The following is an 18,157-nucleotide window of genomic DNA, read 5'->3' as shown; positions in this document are numbered from 1 at the left end:
CGCCGTCACTTCTCGGCGGCGACGGTGACGCCGGCGAGATCGATGCGTGAGTTGATGGAGTCCTGGGGGAACCCCTGCACGAGCGGGCTGATCGCCGTGATCGTGGCGCCGTTGTAGAGCCAGTCCGCCGCATGGTCCTCCGACACGATGCGCGCCGCCTCCGCGAGCAGCTTCGCCGACTCGTCGGGATCGACCTCGGCGAGGGCCTTCGAGTACAGGTCTCGCACCTCGGCGTTGTCGTACCCGAAGTAGTACTCGGGGTCGGCGAAGTTGCCGAAGTCCCGAGGCTCGACGTGCAGCACGAAGCTGAGGTCGTAGTCATGGTTCGTGTAGACGTCTTCCAACCAGGTCGGGAACTCGACGGAGTCGACCTTCAGCGTGACGCCGACCTTCTGGAAGTCGGAGATCAGCACCTTGGGCACGGTCGTGCCGTAGAAGCTGGGAATCGTGAGCGTCAGCTCCAGGTCTTCCTGACCGGCCTCCTTCAGCAGATCCTTCGCCTTCTCGGGGTCGTACGAGATCACGTCGGAGAGGTCCTCGTAGCCGGGGTCGAGCTCGGGGATCGGACCGTACAGGGTGGAGCCGGCGCCGACCGCCTCGACGAGACCCTCGTGGTCGATCGCCAACCGGAGCGCCTCGCGCACGCGCACGTCGTCGAGCGGTGCCTTGGCGTTGTTGAACGCCAGCGTCGCCTTGTCGGTCGTGCGACCGGTGGTGAGGGTGAAGTCACCTGAATCCTCGAGCTGAGGCGCGAGGTTCGGGTCGACGGCCGTGAGCACCTGCACGCCGCCGTCGAGCGCGGTGTTCACGCCGGCCGTGAAGTCGGGGATGTATTGGAACTCGACCTCGGCCACGCCGGCCGGCTCGCCCCAGTACGCGTCGTAGCGCGCGAACGTGATCGTGCTGCCCTTGTTCCACCGCGAGAGCGTGAACGGGCCGGTGCCGTTCTCGGCGGTCTTGAGGTCGGTCGTGTCTCCCGTCTGGAACACGAGGCCGGCGGGACCGGTCAGTGAGAACAGGAAGTTCTGATTCGGCTCGGCGAGGACGATCTGCACGGTGGCCGGGTCCGGTGCCGTGATCGACGCCACGGAGGCGAAGTCGGCATTGCCCTGCAGCGTCGTGTCGGTGCGCACGGCCTCGTAGGAGGAGACGACGTCTGCCGACGTGAGCGTCGTGCCGTTGTGGAAGGTGATGCCCTCGTTCAGCGTGAACGTGTAGGTCAGGCCGTCGTCGGACACCTCGTAGTCGGAGGCGAGACGAGGGACGATCTGGTTCTCCTCGTCTCGGCTCACGAGGCCCTCGTAGATGTTGTCGATGAGGATCTGCTCGATCGCCGCTCCGCTCGTGCGGCGGATGTCGAGGTTGGTCGGTTCGAGGACGAGTCCGACCTGCAGCGTCGCGTCGGGATCGGGCTCGCCGACCGGCGTCGTGCTCTCGGGTTCGGCGGTGCCGGTGCAGGCGCTCAGGATGACGGCGCTCGCCGCCATCGCGGAGATCAGCGCGAGTCGCCTGGTACGTCGGAACATGGGTGGGATTCCTCTCGGTGCGGCAGTTGCTGTGTGCCGATGGATCGAGCCTAGGGACGAGTCGGAGGGGTCGGGGTCGGATCGGGAACGGAACGTCACAATTCGGGTGGGAGGCGATCGGCGACGATGCCGGCGAGTTCTCGCGGCGCGGTCTCCTGGACGTTGTGCGTGGCGTCGAGCGCGATCACGGTCGCGCGGGGGAGACGTCGGAAGAAGTCGTCGGCGTCCGCCGCGGTGACGAATCCGCGCTCCGCTCTCACGAGCGTGACCGGAGCATCGGTGCGCGCGAGGTCGTCCCAGCCCGCGGCGCTGAGTACAGACGGCGCCGTCGCCTCGCCGGGGTCGTGGGCGTCGAGGGCCTGAGCCGCGAGATGGGCGAAGTGGTGCTTCCACTCGATGCGGCCGTCGTCGCGGACCCGGGTGTTGAGGAAGACGCCGCGCTCGGTGTCGGGGCGGGTGCCGCCGAAGCCGAAAGCCATGGCTCGGTCGACGAGTTCGTCGCGGGTCGCGAAATCCGTGGGCCCGGCGTAGAACTCCCGCAGAGCTGCGGGGCCCGCCGAGGTGTCGATGCCCGGGGTGATGTCGACGACGACCAGTGCGGCGACGAGGTCGGGGCGAGCGGCAGCGAGAGCGGCTCCGGTGAGCCCGCCGAGCGACTGTCCGACGACGAGCTGCGCCCGGTCGGTCCAGGCGTCGAGGGCGGACGCGATGTCGACGGCAAGGGTTCGCGGCGTGTAATCGAGGTCGTCGCGCCACGCGGAGTCGCCGTGTCCGGCGAGATCGATCACGAGCGACGGCTGTCCGAGTGCGAGAACCGTGGTGTCCCACGTATGCGCGTTGAGGCCCGCGCCGTGCAGGAAGGTGACGCGGGGCGGCTCGGCGCCGTAGCGGAGTCCGCTCACCCGGCGCCCGTCGGGGAGGGGGAGTACGAGCCGCTCGACCTCGGGTACCGGAACGCTCAGGGAATCGGCCTGCGCGGGGAGATAGCTGAACTCGCTGATGTCGGTCGCCACGACGTTATTCTGCTCTGTCCGACAGGTGTCGAGGAAATGAGAGATCAAAATGCGATGTACGACACCAGCGAGGCTCTACGTAAAGTCTATCTAGAAGGCATTTAGGTTGTCATTCTGCATTTCTTGTCTCGTCTGGTTTCCAGCTGTCTCCTCGCCGCCGCGGAATATCATGAACGTATGACCGAGACGCGGGTGCACCTCTCCAAGACCGAGCCGACGGCCTATCAGGCTCTGGATGCCTTCGCGAAGACCGTCGGTCAGATCTGTGCGGCGAACGGCATCGACGACCGCCTCAAAGAGATCGTGATGATCCACTGCTCGCAGCTCAACGGCTGCGCGTATTGCACCCGCGTTCACGTCGACCGCGCCACGGCCGCCGGAATCGACGCCGACACGATGATGCAGATCGCGACCTGGCGCGAGAGCGACGTCTTCACCGATCGGGAGCAGGCGGCCCTCGAGCTCGCCGAGGCGTTCACCTTCATCTCCGAGGACGGCATCTCCGACGACGTGTACAACCGCGTCGGCGCCATCTTCACCGAGAAGGAGTACGCGGCGCTGAGCTGGGCGTGCATCTCGATCAACGCCTTCAACCGTGTCGTGATCGCCGGGCGCTATCCGGTGCCGCCGCGCACGCCTCAGGCACAGGCATGACGATCCTCGACATCGACGGCGTCACGAACGTCCGTGATGTGGGCGGCATGCCGGCCGACGGTGGCCGCATCCGCTCCGGCATCCTGCTGCGCTCCGGTCAGCTGTCCGGTGCGACGACCTCGGGAGCCGATGCCCTTCGGCATCGGGTCAGCCGCATCGTCGATCTGCGCGACGGCGAGGAGGTCGCCGCGGAGCCCAGCGGGATCGAAGGTCCGGAGACGACGCACCTGCCTCTGTTCCTCGGATCGGTCCGGTCGTTCTTCGAGAGCGACACGAGCCTCGACGACCTGTACCTGCACCTGCTCGAGGAGAGCGGCGATCGGCTGGTCGCGGCCATTCGCGTCATCGCCGAGGGGGAGCCGACGCTCGTCCACTGCACGGTCGGGAAGGATCGCACGGGGGTCACGGTCGCGCTCGCGCTCTCCGCGGTGGGTGCCGATCGGGAGGCGGTCATCGACGACTACGCCCTGACGGAGTCTCAGCTGCCGGCCGAGCGGTCCCGCCGGATCGCGGCGTACCTGCGCGATCAGCACCCGGAAGCCGTGCACGCCGTGGCGCTGGCGACGCAGTCACCCGCCGAGGTCATGCGCACCCTCCTCGCGGTCGTCGACGAGCGGTGGGGGTCGGCCGCCGGCTACCTGCGGGCGAACGGCATGACGGATGCCGAGCTCGCGGCCCTTCGATCGACTCTCGTCGAAGAGGTCGGCGAAGAAGGTTAGGCAAGCCTTCACTTGGTGTACGATCGAAGCATCATGAGTGCTTCCCTCGACACCCGCAGCACGCGCGCCGAACGTCGCGCCGCTCGCCGTCGTGCGCACCACCTCGTGACCGCCGACGAGAACTCCCTCGCCGAGCTGGAGGCCTTCCTCGCGACCCTGCCGCTGTGCGCCTCCGGACGCATCTTCATCGAGGTCGCGCAGGCATCGGACATCGGCGTGATCGACGCCCCCGGGCGCATGACCGTCACCTGGCTCGCCCGCGACCGGCGCTCCGGCGCTCCCGGCACGGGCCGGTCCTGCGCGCCCGGCCAGGCTCTCGCTCGCGCGACCTGCGCGTGGGCCGACGAGATGCTGTGTGACGACGAGGACGAGACGAACATCACGCTCCTCGGCGGCTACCTCGGCACCGCCGACATCGTCGAGCACCTCACGGGCACGCTCGAGGTCGACGTGCACCGCATCCACGCGCCCGAGCGCTTCGGCCTGCTGCCCTCCGACCGCTGACACGTCCCCGCGTCCGGGGCGCGTGACCCGTCAGCGCGTACGCCTGACGTAGTTGCCGTCTTCCAGTCCGGCCTCGATCTCGAAGCGATTGCGCAGCGGGTCGCGGCCCGCGAACAGATACAGTACCGGCATGAGGAATCCGTAGCGGAGCCATTGCGCCTTGTGCACGGCCTCGTGACGCAGCACCGCCTCGCTCGGCCGCGTGTCGCCGGTGAGGAAGCACCCGCCGACGCACACGCCGCCGCGGTTGTACGTCCATCGCGGCATACCGCGGAACACCCACAGGCCGGCGCGGCGCTCGACCGGCCCCGTGCTCCACAGCGATCCCCACACCCATCCGACGGCGGTGCCCCACCCGTAGCCGAGTCGGCTGATCGGTGAGCGCAGCAAGAAGGAGGGGATGCGACGATCGAGGCGTCGCCCTCTCTCCAGCGCCCGCTCGGCGGCCGGCCGCCAGTCGGAGGTCATGCGACCGCTCCGACGAGTCGCAGCAACGCGCCGAGGTCGTCGACGGCGTCGGCGGGAGAGCGCGGAGCGAAACCCGCGATCGTGGCGCCCGCCAGCGGCACGCGCTCGCGCAGCGCGCGGATCGACGCGCTCAGTATGCCCGGCGCGACGCCGAAGGGCGCCGCGTCGGTGACGCCCGACATCTCCGAGGGGTCGAGAACGTCGACGTCGATGTGCACCCAGACACGCGAGGCGCCGGTCGCGGCGACGGCGTCGGCGAGCGCGTCCCGATGGTCGAGGTCGTTCACCGAGAGCCTGCGGAGACCGTCGAGCACGGGGATCTCAGCGTCGTCGAGGTTGCGCATCCCGACCGCGACGACGCGGTCTCGAGGGATGCCGGGGGAGAGTGCGAGCTGCGGCTCGCCCTCACCCAGGACGGCGCGGAGCGCCATGCCCGAGAACGCCCCGGAGGGCGAGGTCTCGGGGGAGTGCAGGTCGCCGTGCGCATCGCACCACACGACGGCCAGATCACCGGTTCCGCCGGGCAGAGCGTCGAGCGCGGCCACCGTGACGCTGCAGTCGCCGCCGATCACGACCGTGTCGGTGGTCATGCTCTCGGCGACCAGCTCGCGAGTGCGTCGCAGCGCGCTGAGACGCCGAACACCGGTGCCGAGCGCCTCGCCAGCCTCGACCGGCACGTCGAGTACGGTCGTCGCTGCGCGTGGGAGGTCGCCGGCGATCGCGGAGGCTCCGTCGACGAGCAGCATCGCGCGAGCCGCCGGTGAACCCTGCCACTGCGGCACGACGAGGAAACGCACCATGATTCCCTCCCGGGGAAGTGCGGATGCCCCGGACGTGGTCGTCCGGGGCATCCGCGGAGTGGGTCAGGAGCCTTCGATGGCCTGGCGCGACGCGGTGGAGCCGCCGGCCTTCAGCTCGGCGAGGCGGGCCTCGACCTCCGTGAGCTCACCGAGGTCTTCCAGGCTCTCGAACTGGGCGTCGAGGCTCGACGCGGCGAGCTCGGCCTTGCCCTGAGCGAGCGCCTCCTGGCGGCGCACCTTGTCTTCGAAGCGGCCCAGCTCGCTGGTCGGGTCGAGGACGTTGATCGACGACACGGCGTCCTGCACCTTGGTCTGCGCCTCGGCGACCTTGGCGCGGGCGAGCAGCTCGCTGCGCTTGTTCTTCAGGTCGACGAGCTTCTCCTTCATGCCGTTGAGGCCCGACTTGAGCTTGTCGACGATCTCGGTCTGCGCGGCGATCTGCGGCTCGGCGCCGGTCGCCTCGCGCTCCGCGCTGATCTGGCGCTGCAGCGCGATCTTCGCGAGGCTGTCGAACTTGTCGGCGTCGGCGGCGTTTCCGCTCGCGCGCATCTCGTCGGCCTTGCGGCTGGCGGCGAGAGCCTTGTTTCCCCACTCGGTCGCGGCCTGGACGTCTTCCTCGTGGTCGCGCTCGAGGAGGCGGAGGTTGCCGATGGTCTCGGCGATGGCCGACTCCGCGTCCGCGATGCTGTTGGTGTAGTCGCGGACGAGCTGGTCGATCATCTTCTGCGGGTCCTCGGCGGAGTCGAGGAGGGAGTTGATGTTCGCCCGGACGAGGGTCGAGATACGTCCGAAGATGGACTGCTTGGTCATGCGTGTTCCTTTCAGAGGGTCGTAGTCGAGGTCTGGGTGTCGGGGTGTCTGCGGTTCAGAAGCGTCGACCTCCCGAACGGCCGCTGCGGCCACTCGATCGGCCGCCCCCGCCGAAGCCGGAGCTGCGGAAACCGCCGCTGCCGCTGGAACGCCAGCTGCTGCGTCGCGAAGAGCCTCCTCCGCCGCCGCCCCCTCCCGAGAGCAGACCGCCGATGATGCCGCCGAGGATGTCGCCGCCGAGGCCGGAACCGCCGCCCCTGCTGACTCCGCCCCCGCCGAAGATGCCCCCACCCCAGTCGTCGCTCTCGTAGCGAATCGGGGTCATCGCGGCGACATCGGCCTGCGCGGATGCGGTCGCCTGGCGCGCGAGGTCGAGAGCGCGGCCCGCCTCGGTGAGCGCGGCCTCGGGGTTCGATGACCGGAGGTTCAGCGCCTGGGTGAGCGTCGACTCGGCCTGTGAAAGCCGGGTGCGTGCGGTGGAACCCACCGTGCCGCGGCGGGTCTCGATGTACTCGCGCGCGGCGCGGATCTCGGACTCGGCCTGTGCCAGGGTCTGCTCCATCATCTGCTGCACGCGTCGGGCGCGCTCGACGGCCTGCGTGCCCTGTGCGATGGCGGCGTCGATCTGTGCGTTGGCCACGGTGAGCGCTTCGAGCATCCGCTGGGGGTTCCGCCCGGAGCTGCTGGTGCTCGCCTGTGCCTGCTGCAGCTGCTGTGCCGTCGCAGCGGCGACGCCCGCGATCGTCCCGGTGGAGTCGGGCAGCTGCTGCGCCGCGAGGATGTCGCTCTGCAGCTCGGCCATCAGGGCCTGCGCCTGCGACTCGATGCGTCCGAGGTCGGCGCCCAGGTCGGTGATGGCCTTGACCAGCTGCGCAGCCTGCGCGACCGACTGCTCGGCCGTCCGGATCGCGAACGCGGCCTCTCCGGTGCGGCCGTCGGCGATCGCCTGCGCGGCACCGGCGATGGAGCGGTCCGCGAGCGCCGCGCGCTCGGCGGCCTGCGCCGGGTTGTCGGTCACGGTGCTGAGCGCCTGCTGGTCGTAGGTCGCGGCGAGGCTCGCCAGCGCGGCTCCGGCCCCGGCCAGGACCGGGTCGATGGCCGCCCGCTCGCCCCGCACGCGCTCGAGCTCCCGCGGCGCGTTCTGCTCCAGCTCGCGGAGTGCGTCGAAAGCCTCGGCGTTGTCTTCGAGCACGTCGTCGATCTCGTCGCACAGCTGGATGATGCGGATGTGCCAGGCGCGACGGTCGTGGATCGTGTCCTCGATCTCGTCGTCGAGCTTCTGCTTCAGGTCGAACGCCTCGGACATCTTCGCCTTCGCCGTCTCGACCGCGCCGCTGAACTCGGCGGTGGCGGCTTCGCCGAACTGCGCCACGGCGAAGCCGAGCTCCTCGCGGCTCGACGTGATGGCATCGTCGGCGCGCACGAGCGCGGCGCCGGCCTGCGTCTGCACCTGCTCGTCCGTCAGGGTCGAGAAGGGATCGTTCGGATCGGGTCGTTCGGGCATCGCGCCGCGGGCCCGGATCGCGGCGTTGCGACGCGCTCGGCGCACGAGAGCGATCACGAGCCAGACGAGGAGTCCGAGCATGACGACGCCGACCACGATGAGCGTTGCCCGCAGGGCACCTGCTCCGCCGTCGCCCTGGATCTCGTCGGCGGCGGTCATGATGGCGCCGCTCCAGTCCTCGTCGCGCATCTGCGGGAGGATCTCGTCTTCGATGGCGTCGAGCTTCCCCCCGCTCAGTGGGCCGTCGGACGCCGCGGAGATGTAGTAGTTCCGACCTTCCACCGCGACCGCGAGCAGGTACTGGTCGGATCCGAGTCCGTTGTCGTCCGCAACGGTGTCGGCCCACTGGATGCTGTCGGCGGGAGCCGTGAAATCGTCCACGAACACCACGAAGAGCTCCACCGACGATTCCTCGCTGAGCTGCTCGAGCCGGTCTTCGACGGCCTGCTTCTCGGTCTGATCGAGCACGCCGGCGTCGTCGGTGACGAATCCCGGGTCGAGGGTGACGGGATCGGTCGCGAGAGCGGCGGGGGCGGAGAGCAGGACGAGCGCAGACGTCAGTGCGGCGGCAGCCAGCGCGAGAATCCGTGTCTTCATCGTCTTCCCTCCGACCGGCAGCCGAGCCCCATGGCACGAGTCTATGCACTGAGTCCGACACGCGACAGCATCCGAGAGCGGATGGGCGTTCGCCATCAGCGGAGACACATACGCTGGAAGGCATGGACGACAGGTACGGATCCGACGTGCTCGCGACGGGCTGGAGAGAGCGGGGCAGGAAGCCCGTTCCGGACGTCGCCGCGGAGATCGATCTCGTGGTCGAGGTCGCCTCAGACGGCTACGTCGGCGCGGTCACGCGGGTGCAGGCGGGCACCGTCGAGCTCGAGGACCGCGTCGGGCGCAGACGCCTCTTCCCGCTCGGCGGCGGATTCCTCATCGACGGCGCGGCCGTGCGGCTGACGCCGCCGGCGGCGAAGCAGCAGGGCGCGAAGCGCACGGCATCCGGCTCCTTCGCGGTCGCCGACCAGCGAGCGCGGATCGCCCTTCCGAGCCGCATCCTCGTCGAGGGGCGCCATGACGCGGAGCTCGTCGAGAAGGTGTGGGGCGCTGACCTGCGGGTCGAGGGCGTCGTGGTCGAGTACCTGCAGGGTGTCGATCTCCTCGACGAGCTGCTCGCGGAAGAGCCGCCGAGCGCCACCCGACGCTACGGCGTGCTCGTCGATCACCTCGTCCCCGGATCGAAGGAGTCGCGGATCGCCGATGCCGTCGCGCGGGGTCCGCACGGACGCCATGTGAAGATCGTCGGCCACCCGTTCGTGGACGTGTGGCAATGCGTCACCCCGCGGGCGCTGGGGATCAGGGCCTGGCCGGAGATCCCGCGCGGCACCGACTGGAAGACGGGCATCTGCCGAGCCTTCGGTTGGCCGCACGAGACCCAGGCCGACACAGCGCGCGCATGGCAGCACATCCTGTCGAAGGTGCACACCTACCGCGACCTCGAGCCTGCCCTGCTCGGTCGCGTCGAAGAGCTCATCGATTTCGTGACGGCGCCGGCCGGCTGAGCGCGGTCGGTCGCCACGGGAGCCGCCGACTACCCTGGAGTCATGCCCGAACCCCGTACCTTCCGTGACGAACCGGTGTCCTTCGTGCGCCGCAGCGGTCGGATGTCTGATGCGCAGGAGCGCGCCTTCGAGGAGCTCGGTCCGCACTACCTGCTCGACGTCCCTCGCGACGTCGCGTGGACCTCCGTGCACCCCGAGGCGCGACTCGACCCCGCCGAGGAGTTCGGACGCGACGCCGACCTGTACGTCGAGATCGGGTCCGGACAGGGGCACGCGATCGTCGCGGCCGCCGCTTCCCGTCCTGAGGACGACTTCCTCGCGGTCGAGGTGTTCCGCGCCGGTCTCGCGCGCACGATGCTCGACGCCGATCGCGAGGGCGCCAGGAACCTGCGCGTGGTCGAGGCCAACGCCCCCGAGGTCCTCGCGTCGTACCTCCCCGAGGGGGCCGCCGCCGAGGTCTGGGTGTTCTTCTCCGACCCCTGGCACAAGAAGAAGCACACCAAGCGCCGCCTCATCCGGCCCGGGTTCGGGGCGACGGCGGCGCGCGCTCTGCGCGACGGCGGTCTGCTGCGACTGGCCACCGATTGGGAGGATTACGCGCTGCAGATGCGAGAGGTCCTCGACGCCGAGCCCGACTTCGAGCGCGCGTTCGAGGGGGAGTGGGCCGAGCGCTTCGAGGGTCGCGTCATGACAGCCTTCGAGCGGAAGGGGATCGCGAAGGGCCGCGACATCCGCGACCTCGCGTACCGCCGGAAGCCCCGCGGCGCGTGACGCAGATGAGGAGCGACGCGGGGGTGTGGCCGGGCATCGCCCCTGCGGTGCTGGTCTGCCTCGCCGCGCCCGCGTTCTTCGTGCTCGAGACGCCGTGGCTCGGCTGGGTGCTCCTCGCCCTCGGCATCCTGTCGGCGTGGCTCGTGGAGCGCAGTCGACCTCGTGTACCCGACCAGGTCGTCAGCGTGGGTTCGCGTCAGGAATCCGCCCGCGTGATCGGCGTGCGCCGTGAGCCGTCGCTCACGCGTGACCTTTCGCTGATCGCACTCGGGATGCTGATCGTCAGCGTGATCCCGCTCGCCGCCGAGCTCGACAACCTCGCGATGCTTCGCTTCATCCTCGCGCTGGGTGGTGCCGTGGCCGTGCCGTACCTCGTCTCGCGCTTCGTGTTCCGCGATCGCGCCATCAGCTTCCCCTGGCGTTCGGGCACGCGCTGGGGTCGGCTGCAGTGGGGCTGGCTCGTGGCCGTGCTCGTGCTCGGCTGGCTCATCCTGCCCTTCTACTTCATCACGAGCGGCGTCTATCAGAACTGGCCCGTGGTCGACACCCCCGACCTCATCGCCCGGCTGTTCGTCGGCGTCGGCGCCGTCGGCATCTGGGACGAGCTGTTCTTCATCTGCACCGTCTTCGCGCTGCTGCGCCGACACTTCCCCGATGCGCTCGCGAACGTGCTGCAGGCGATCGTCTTCGTGTCGTTCCTGTGGGAGCTCGGGTATCGGGCCTGGGGACCGGTGCTCACGATCCCGTTCGCCCTTCTGCAGGGCTTCATCTTCCTGCGCACGCATTCGCTCGCGTACGTGGTCACGGTGCACCTGCTGTTCGACGCGGTCGTCTTCGGGGTGCTCGTGCACGCGCACAATCCCGGCCTGCTGCCGATCTTCCTCGTCTGACAGGCGGCCGCTCGATACGATCGAGTCATGCTCATCGTCGGTCTCGTCCTGGCAGCCGCTGCCGCCGCCTTCCACGTCTTCATCTTCGCGCTCGAGTCGCTGAAGTGGACCGAGCCCGAGACCCGCAAGATCTTCGGCGTGCCGAGTGAGGCCGACGCCATCACAATGAAGCAGCTCGCCTTCAATCAGGGGTTCTACAACCTCTTCCTCGCCCTGACGACGCTGCTCGGCATCGGTCTCGTGATCGTGGGTGCGCCGACCGTCGGGCTGACGCTCGTCTTCGCCGGCACCGGGATGATGGTCGCGGCAGCCCTCGTGCTCGTGCTCTCCGACCGCACCAAGGCCCGCGCGGCCGCCATGCAGGGCACCCTTCCGCTGCTCGCGGTGATCGCGACGGCCATCGCCGTCGCGATCGGCTGACGCCGCTCTCGGATCACGGCAAGGGGGATGACATCCCCGCGGCATGCGGCCACACTCGTCTCATGGCCGACTGGGTGCTGCACGTGGACATGGACCAGTTCATCGCCGCCGTCGAGGTGCTGCGGCGTCCCGAGCTCGCAGGTGTGCCCGTGATCGTCGGCGGACGCGGCGACCCGACGGAGAGAGCCGTGGTGTCGACGGCATCGTACGAGGCCCGCGCCTTCGGTATCGGGTCGGGGATGCCCTTGAAGATCGCCGCACGCAAGGCGCCGGACGATGCGGTGTTCCTGCCCGTCGACCACGAGGCCTACGAGTCGGCCTCGACGCAGGTGATGCAGACGCTGCGTGGGCTCCCCGGTGTCGTGCTGGAGGTGGTCGGCTGGGACGAGTGCTTCCTCGGCATCAAGACGGACGACCCGGAGCGGGTCGCGCGGGAGGCACAGGCGGCGGTCCTCGAGGCCACGAGGCTGCACTGCTCGGTCGGCATCGGCGACAACAAGGTGCGCGCGAAGATCGCCACCGAGTTCGGCAAACCCCGCGGAGTGTTCCGCCTCACGGAGGACAACTGGTTCGCCGTGATGGGCGAGCGCGGGACCCGGGAGCTGTGGGGTGTCGGTCCCAAGGTGCAGAAGCGACTGGCCGCGCACGGCATCGACACCGTGCGCGAGCTCGCCGACGCCGACGAGTCCGAGCTCGTCGCGGAGTTCGGGCCGCGGATGGGCGTCTGGTATCACGGACTCGGCTCGGGGATCGGGCCGGCCGTGGTCGACGACACCCCGTGGGTGGCGCGCAGCCACAGCCGGGAGACCACGTTCCAGCAGAACCTCACGATGGGGGCCGAGGTCGAGGCCGCGCTCGCCGAACTCGCCGGCCAGGCCTTCGACGACTGTGCCGCCGAGGGCCGCCCCGTCGTCCGGGTGCATCTGAAGGTGCGTTACGCGCCGTTCGAGACGAAGACCTTCGGCCGCAAGCTGACCGCCTCCACGACGCGGCGGCAGGACGTGATCGACGCCGCGCTCGCTCTGGGCGCGACCCTGGACGCCGGTCGCGAGGTGCGTCTGCTCGGCGTCCGCGCGGAGATGGCGATGCCCGAGGGCGGGGACGGCGTCGAGCGCACGCCCGTCCGCGGTCGCATTTGAGGACCCCGCCGCCCCGGCGACGGACCCGGCGTCACTCGCGCATCACGGCCGCGATCGCGCTCACCTCGATGATCGCGCCCGGGACGGCGAGCCCCGCGACGAGGGCCGCGCTGACGAGCGGCGGCGCCCCGTCGCGTGCGAGCATCGCGGCGACAGCGCCGTATGCGGCACGCAGATCGGCATCCTGACGGAGGTAGATCGTCCAGCTGATGACGTCGTCGAGCGAGGCACCCTGGGAGATGAGGGCGGTGCGCGCATTCTCGACGGCGCGGAGCGCCTGCTCTCCGGCGTCGTCGGATACGACGGCGCCGTTCTCGTCGACGCCGTTCTGACCGCCGACGTAGATCGTGGTCGCGCCCGACGGCACGACCGCGACATGGCTGAACGCGGGGCTGACGACGAGCCCCGCCGGTTGCGTGAGTGTGATCTCCATGACCCGAGTGTGCTCCGGGGGTCGGACATCGAGGTGACCGGATACGGGGGCGGATCCACGATGGCGGATCCGCCCCCGTCCGATCAGCCGACCTTCTTCACCGTGTAGGCGAAGACGTCGGTGCGCAGCACCTCACCCGAGGTCTTCACGATCTCGATGGTGTGCTCCTTGTCCTTCAGCCCCGTCGCAGTGAACAGCTCCTGCGATGTGAGACGCGTCGCGCTGTGCGTGTCGACCGTCTCGACCTTGGAGCCGTCGAGGTACACGTCGACCGTGCCCTGATCCGGGCCCTTCGGCGCGATCCACGACACCGCCGTCCCGCGGAAGGTGAACGACACCCTGTCGCCGTCGGTCGTCGTGGAGTGCACGTCGTCGAGGTGGTCGCCCGCGAAGGCGAAGTCGAGCACGGCGTCTCCGACCGGAAGCGTGGCGAGATACGCCGAGGCGAGCGTCACCGTGCTCCCGTTGACCGTGTAGTCGACGTCGCGCTCGAGCGCCGTACCGCCGGCGCTGATCGAGCTCAGAGCACTCGGGTCGCGCAGCAGATCGACCGAGACATCGGCCGGAGCCGCCTTGTTGAAGGCGCCCGACGTCGTGCTCAGCTGGCTGTCGAGAGTGACGACGAGCTTGTCGAGGAGCATGAAGGAGCCGGACTTCTTCACGACGCGCAGCGTGTGGCTGCCGCTCGGCAGGTCGGACACGCTGTACACGACCTGCTGCGACAGACGACCGTCGGCCGGATCCAGGTACGTGCTCACGGTGTCGACGAGTTGCCCGTCGAGGTACACCTCGACGTCGCCCTGCGATTCGTGCTTCTCGGTGACGTATTGGATGCCGGTGCCTTGGAACGTGTACTGGAACGCGGCGCCGTTCGCCTCGGCGTAGTGGACGTCGTCGCCGTGGTCGCCGAGACCGCGGTTGTTGCTGTCGCCCCACGATCCGCTGTAGGCGATACGCGAGTCGTCGTCGTTGAGCGTCACCGTGACCCCGGTCGCGGGCGGATTCGGTGTTCCGGCGCCCGGAGTGTCGGTGACGGCGACCGTGAACGGCTGCGAGGTCGCCGGCAGCTCGGCGCCGCCGTTGCGCGTCCAGTCGCCCGCGTAGGCCACCCGCAGCGCGTCGTCGTTGACCGTCAGCACGGACTGCTTGGCCGGGGTGACCCTGAGCAGTCGAGCACCGTGGATCGGCACGCTCTCGGCCGTGAAGCTGCCGTCGACCGTGCCGAGGTTCTTCTTCGACCACAGGTCGCGGACCTTCGCCGAACCGTCGAGGCCGATGTCGGCGAAGTCGACGGTGATGTCGGCATCCGCTCGTCCGAGGTTGTAGAGCGCCACGGTGTACGTGCCGTCCGCGTTCAGCGCGTACCAGACCTGGTGCTTCGTCGCGGTGGAGACGGGACGCGCTGGCACGCCGGCCTGGTTGACGGCGATGACCTCGGGATTCGTCACCAGTTCGAGGCCGTACTCGTCGAGGTTCGTCAGATCGTTTCCGAGGTAGAACGGAGCGGCTGCGGTCGCCCACAGCGTGGCCGCGGTGCGACGCTCGTCCTTCGTGAGGCCGTCCATCTTCCCGTTGCCGACGTTCAGCGAGTCGAGATCGTTCCAGCCGGCGGGTCCGCCGTGCCGCCACCAGTCGGACAGCCGTGGGAAGAGCCGCGCCACGTTCTCCCACGTGGTCAGCGCCTCGTCGCCGCAGTAGCACTCGACATCCCAGTCGACCCGCCAGCCGTCGGCGTACTGCTTCCAGTAGTCGGCGTAGTCGATGTCGACGGCCCACGAGAGCTCGAACCAGATGTCGTTGCGGGCGAGCGCCTGCGACCACGCCGCGACCTCTTCACGCGCATCCATCGACAGGTCGCTGACGCCTGAGCCCGGGGTCACGCTGTCGAACTTGATGAAGTCGACGCCCCATTCGCCGAGCAGGTCGGCGATCGAGTCGATGTACTTCGTCGTGCACGGGTTGTCGAAGTCGAGCCGGTAGCCGAAGCCCCAGTAGTCGCCCTGCTGGAGGGGCTGCTTGAGCAGATTCTCGGTCGTGCAGCCGGGGGCGTTGTAGATCGGGAGGGCCTTCTGCGCCGTTTCCAGGCTCATGCCGGGAATCAGGTACAGGCCCACTTTCTGCCCGTTGTCGTGGATGTGATCGATCACGGCGTCCAGACCGTCGGGGTACAGCGTCGTGCTGGGGATCGGACGGCCGTACTCGTCTTGACCGCCGTTCCATCCGGCGTCGATGTTGATGTACTCGTAGCCGAACTTCTGGAGCTTGTCGTGCATGGCGTCGGACTGCGCCATGATCTGATCGGCGGTGATCCACTGACCACCCTCGTAGACCTGCATGCTGTAGCTGCTCCAGCCCATGTAGGGACCGGATGCAGAGAGCGCGGTGACCCCGGTGTCCGACCGGGGTGCGGCCTGACCGGCCGACCTGCCGGCCGAGGGGTCGGCGGGCGCCGTCTCCGTGGGCGTGACCGACGGCGAGGGATCGGGGGTCGTCTCCGGTGCGTTCGGGGCATCCGTCGGGTCGGGCGTCTCGGTGGGCGCCGCCGTCTCCGTGGGCTCGGGCGACGGTGTCGTCGTCTCGGCCCAGGAGGCGCCGGGTGCAAGGCCGACGGCCAGCGCGGTCACGGCGATCGCCGCCGTGAGCGCGGCCGTTCGCCGGCGCTGTCGATGGGTCTTCATGGTGTTCCTCTCGTTCGACTGCTCTGTCGGGATTGGGGAAGGGGAAGCCGGGGTCAGTCGTCGATACGACGGATATCGATCAGCATCGACTGCTGCGGATTCAGGGTCGGGAGGGGGATGCCGACCACGGCGAGCACGCTGCCGGGAAGGCGCACGGGATGCGCCACGGCCTCGGCGGCCCAGGCGGGGTCATCGCCCTGATGGCGGCTCGCGGCGCCGAGGTCCTCGCGGATCCGGACGGTGTAGTGCGCATCGCGGTCGAGGCCGGGTAGACGCACCCGTCCGGCCTGGCCGGCGGATGACGTGGCGAACCGACTCCAGGTGTAGAGCGCCGTCTCGCCGTCCTGCGCGACGAACCCGGTGAGCGCGGTGGCATCGTCGGTCAGGTCGGCGTTCACGACCCGGCCGGTGTGCAGCAGCGGGCGGAACTCCCGGTACAGCTCGGCCCAGCGGGTGATCACGGCGAGCTCCGCCGCGTCGACGGAGGTGAGGTCCTGTTCGATGCCCGCGTGCGCGGTGAGCGCCGTGGTCAGTCGGAAAGCAAGGTCGGTGGTCCGCGCCGTCGTGTGAGACCGCGCGGCGCCGAGATGCGAGCCGAGCAGCTCCGGCGGCACGACCAAGCGCGTCCAGCGCTCGATGCGCCCGCGCTCGACGGGGTCGTTGCAATCCGAGGCCCAGACGCGGTCGGTGCGCTCGAGGATGCCGAGGTCGATGCGCCCGCCCCCTCCGGAGCAGGTCTCGATCTCGAGGGTCGGATGCCGTCGGCGCAGCTCGTCCAGCAGGCGGTAGAGCGCGACGGTCTGGCGGCGGACGCTCGGGCGGTCGCCGTCGTCCGAACGACTCACCGCTTCGAGCAGGTCGCGGTTGTGATCCCACTTCAGGTAGTCGATCCCATGCTCGCGCACGAGGGCGTCGATGCGCTCGAGCAGGTACTCGTAGGCCTCGGGACGGGCGATGTCGAGTACGTACTGCGAGCGGGATGCCGGGCCGAGGCCCTCGGCCGGACCCAGCACCCAGTCGGGGTGGGAGCGGGCGAGGTCGGAGTCGAGGTTGATCATCTCGGGTTCGAACCACAGCCCGAACTGCATGCCATGGGAGCGCACGAGGTCGACCAGCGGACTGAGTCCATCCGGCCAGACGCCCTCGTCGACGTACCAGTCGCCGAGCCCGGCGTCCGCCTCACGGCGCCCGCGGAACCAGCCGTCGTCGAGCACGATCCGCTCGACGCCGACCTCGGCCGCCCTTTCGACGAGCGCGGTGAGGCGGTCGAGGTCGTGGTCGAAGTAGACGGCCTCCCACGTGTTGAGCACGAGGGGCCGAGGTGAGCGCGGGTGCGAGGCGCGCGAGCGCAGTCGGCGATGCAGGCGGTCGGCGAGCCCGTCGAGCCCGGCGTCCGACCAGAGGAAGAGAGCGGTCGGCGCGTCGTAGCGGTCGCCGTCCGCGAGGATCACCTCTCCGGAGTGCAGCTCTTCGCCCGCGCCGATGACGGAGGAGAACGCGCCGGCGCCCTCTGTCAGTCTCTCGGCGAGGTAGCGCTGCTCGCCGGACCACGCCAGATGCACGGCCCACGCCTCGCCGTGCCGGAAGCCGAATCCCGGCGTGCCCGCGGCGAGGAGAAAGGGGGAGTCGTGTCCCGGCTTGCCCCGGTGGGCGGAGCGGAGGTGGGTCCCGAACGCGAAGGGTGTCCGCTGCGGGGAGCGCTCGCGGCACCACTTGCCGGAGAAGTCCAGGATCTCGGCCGCCCTTTCCGGAAGCGGCAGCAGCGCGAGGACGCCGTCGAGAGTGTACGCGGCGTCCGCTACTCGAGGACTGAGCCCGACGTCACGCACGATCGTGGTGTCCACCGCGAGGACGCCGTGCTCGTCGAGGTGGTAGCGGAGAGTCGTGCGCAGGCCGGTCACGGCGTCTTCGAACTCGAGGGCGATACGCCCCCCGCCCGTCGGATCGCTCGCCTCGATGTCGTGGGCGACGAGGTGCGGACGCGGGGTGGTCGCCCGCCCCTGAGCGTTCCCGGCGATCGCGGGCGTACCCGACCAGCCCTCGAACTCGGTCGGCAGCGCGGAGAAGGTGCGGGGAGTGTCGGGGGAGTTGTTGAGCTGAGCCGGACCCGCCGTCAGTTCGAGGGCTGATGCGGTCGCCGGATGCACCTCGCCGAGGTCGGCGCCCCAATGGAGGATGCGCGGGATCGGCGCGGCGATCTGGATGACGAGGGAGGCGCCTGCGGCGCGGAGTGCGACGACGGCGTCGGCACGGGAAGTCATGGGATAGA

The 18,157-nt window shown here is 69.6% G+C and carries 17 protein-coding genes; 8 read left to right on the top strand and 9 right to left on the bottom strand.

Annotation, left to right across the window (positions count from 1 at the left end):
• Positions 1 to 5: 5 nt before the first annotated feature.
• Both M3195_RS06020 and M3195_RS06015 read right to left on the bottom strand, forming a co-directional pair.
• Positions 6 to 1,526, bottom strand: coding sequence for an ABC transporter substrate-binding protein (locus M3195_RS06020; protein ID WP_251585636.1), 1,521 nt, complete (start codon positions 1,524 to 1,526; stop codon positions 6 to 8).
• Between the two features lie 95 nt (positions 1,527 to 1,621).
• Positions 1,622 to 2,539 (bottom strand): alpha/beta fold hydrolase, encoded by a 918-nt coding sequence (locus M3195_RS06015; protein ID WP_251585635.1) that lies wholly within the window; start codon positions 2,537 to 2,539, stop codon positions 1,622 to 1,624.
• 177 nt (positions 2,540 to 2,716) lie between these two features.
• On the opposite strand from M3195_RS06015, the gene M3195_RS06010 reads away from it, so the two are divergent.
• From M3195_RS06010 to M3195_RS06000, 3 genes are read left to right on the top strand one after another with little or no spacing between them, the layout of a single operon-like run.
• Positions 2,717 to 3,193 (top strand): carboxymuconolactone decarboxylase family protein, encoded by a 477-nt coding sequence (locus M3195_RS06010; protein ID WP_251585634.1) that lies wholly within the window; start codon positions 2,717 to 2,719, stop codon positions 3,191 to 3,193.
• Positions 3,190 to 3,912, top strand: coding sequence for a tyrosine-protein phosphatase (locus tag M3195_RS06005; RefSeq protein WP_251585633.1), 723 nt, complete (start codon positions 3,190 to 3,192; stop codon positions 3,910 to 3,912). The genes M3195_RS06010 and M3195_RS06005 overlap by 4 nt, the downstream gene beginning before the upstream one ends.
• Positions 3,913 to 3,945: 33 nt before the next feature.
• A complete protein-coding gene (locus tag M3195_RS06000) occupies positions 3,946 to 4,416 on the top strand; it encodes an SIP domain-containing protein (RefSeq protein ID WP_251585632.1) in 471 nt (156 codons plus the stop codon).
• Between the two features lie 30 nt (positions 4,417 to 4,446).
• Here the strand turns inward: M3195_RS06000 and M3195_RS05995 are convergent, their stop codons facing one another.
• The 4 genes from M3195_RS05995 to M3195_RS05980 form a co-directional block, all read right to left on the bottom strand.
• The gene (locus tag M3195_RS05995) at positions 4,447 to 4,884 is read right to left on the bottom strand and encodes a Fe-S oxidoreductase (protein WP_251585631.1); all 438 of its coding nucleotides are present in this window, start codon (positions 4,882 to 4,884) and stop codon (positions 4,447 to 4,449) included.
• The gene (locus tag M3195_RS05990; protein WP_251585630.1) at positions 4,881 to 5,684 is read right to left on the bottom strand and encodes an arginase family protein; all 804 of its coding nucleotides are present in this window, start codon (positions 5,682 to 5,684) and stop codon (positions 4,881 to 4,883) included. The genes M3195_RS05995 and M3195_RS05990 overlap by 4 nt, the downstream gene beginning before the upstream one ends.
• A 63-nt stretch (positions 5,685 to 5,747) precedes the next feature.
• The gene (locus M3195_RS05985) at positions 5,748 to 6,494 is read right to left on the bottom strand and encodes a PspA/IM30 family protein (protein WP_096714705.1); all 747 of its coding nucleotides are present in this window, start codon (positions 6,492 to 6,494) and stop codon (positions 5,748 to 5,750) included.
• 55 nt (positions 6,495 to 6,549) lie between these two features.
• Positions 6,550 to 8,595: a TPM domain-containing protein gene (locus M3195_RS05980; RefSeq protein ID WP_251585629.1), complete on the bottom strand. Its 2,046-nt coding sequence runs from the start codon at positions 8,593 to 8,595 to the stop codon at positions 6,550 to 6,552.
• A gap of 122 nt (positions 8,596 to 8,717) precedes the next feature.
• Between M3195_RS05980 and M3195_RS05975 the strand changes: the two genes are divergently transcribed.
• From M3195_RS05975 to M3195_RS05955, 5 genes are all read left to right on the top strand, one after another.
• Positions 8,718 to 9,557 carry a DUF3097 domain-containing protein gene (locus tag M3195_RS05975; protein ID WP_251585628.1) on the top strand — a complete coding sequence of 280 codons (840 nt, stop codon included), beginning with the start codon at positions 8,718 to 8,720 and terminating at the stop codon, positions 9,555 to 9,557.
• Between the two features lie 42 nt (positions 9,558 to 9,599).
• Entirely contained in the window at positions 9,600 to 10,328 is a 729-nt protein-coding gene (gene trmB, locus M3195_RS05970) for a tRNA (guanosine(46)-N7)-methyltransferase TrmB (protein WP_251585627.1), read from the top strand.
• A gap of 5 nt (positions 10,329 to 10,333) precedes the next feature.
• The gene (locus M3195_RS05965; RefSeq protein WP_251586424.1) at positions 10,334 to 11,218 is read left to right on the top strand and encodes a CPBP family intramembrane glutamic endopeptidase; all 885 of its coding nucleotides are present in this window, start codon (positions 10,334 to 10,336) and stop codon (positions 11,216 to 11,218) included.
• Positions 11,219 to 11,245: 27 nt separating this feature from the next.
• On the top strand, positions 11,246 to 11,638 hold the full coding sequence (locus M3195_RS05960) for a DUF1304 domain-containing protein (protein ID WP_251585626.1): 393 nt from the start codon (positions 11,246 to 11,248) through the stop codon (positions 11,636 to 11,638).
• A gap of 62 nt (positions 11,639 to 11,700) precedes the next feature.
• A complete protein-coding gene (locus tag M3195_RS05955) occupies positions 11,701 to 12,777 on the top strand; it encodes a DNA polymerase IV (protein WP_251585625.1) in 1,077 nt (358 codons plus the stop codon).
• A gap of 31 nt (positions 12,778 to 12,808) precedes the next feature.
• On the opposite strand, the gene M3195_RS05950 is transcribed toward M3195_RS05955, so the two are convergent.
• The 3 genes from M3195_RS05950 to M3195_RS05940 all read right to left on the bottom strand — a co-directional run bounded on the left by M3195_RS05950 (position 12,809) and on the right by M3195_RS05940 (position 18,149).
• Positions 12,809 to 13,210, bottom strand: a complete 402-nt coding sequence (locus M3195_RS05950; protein ID WP_251585624.1) for a RidA family protein — start codon at positions 13,208 to 13,210, stop codon at positions 12,809 to 12,811.
• 83 nt (positions 13,211 to 13,293) lie between these two features.
• A complete protein-coding gene (locus tag M3195_RS05945; RefSeq protein ID WP_251585623.1) occupies positions 13,294 to 15,888 on the bottom strand; it encodes a X2-like carbohydrate binding domain-containing protein in 2,595 nt (864 codons plus the stop codon).
• Positions 15,889 to 15,941: 53 nt separating this feature from the next.
• Positions 15,942 to 18,149 (bottom strand): alpha-galactosidase, encoded by a 2,208-nt coding sequence (locus M3195_RS05940; RefSeq protein ID WP_251585622.1) that lies wholly within the window; start codon positions 18,147 to 18,149, stop codon positions 15,942 to 15,944.
• Positions 18,150 to 18,157 lie beyond the last annotated feature (8 nt).

It is taken from the genome of Microbacterium hydrocarbonoxydans (assembly GCF_023715885.1).
GTDB classification, from domain to species: Bacteria; Actinomycetota; Actinomycetes; order Actinomycetales; family Microbacteriaceae; genus Microbacterium; species Microbacterium hydrocarbonoxydans_C.
This window is presented reverse-complemented; position numbering and strand designations above follow the sequence as displayed.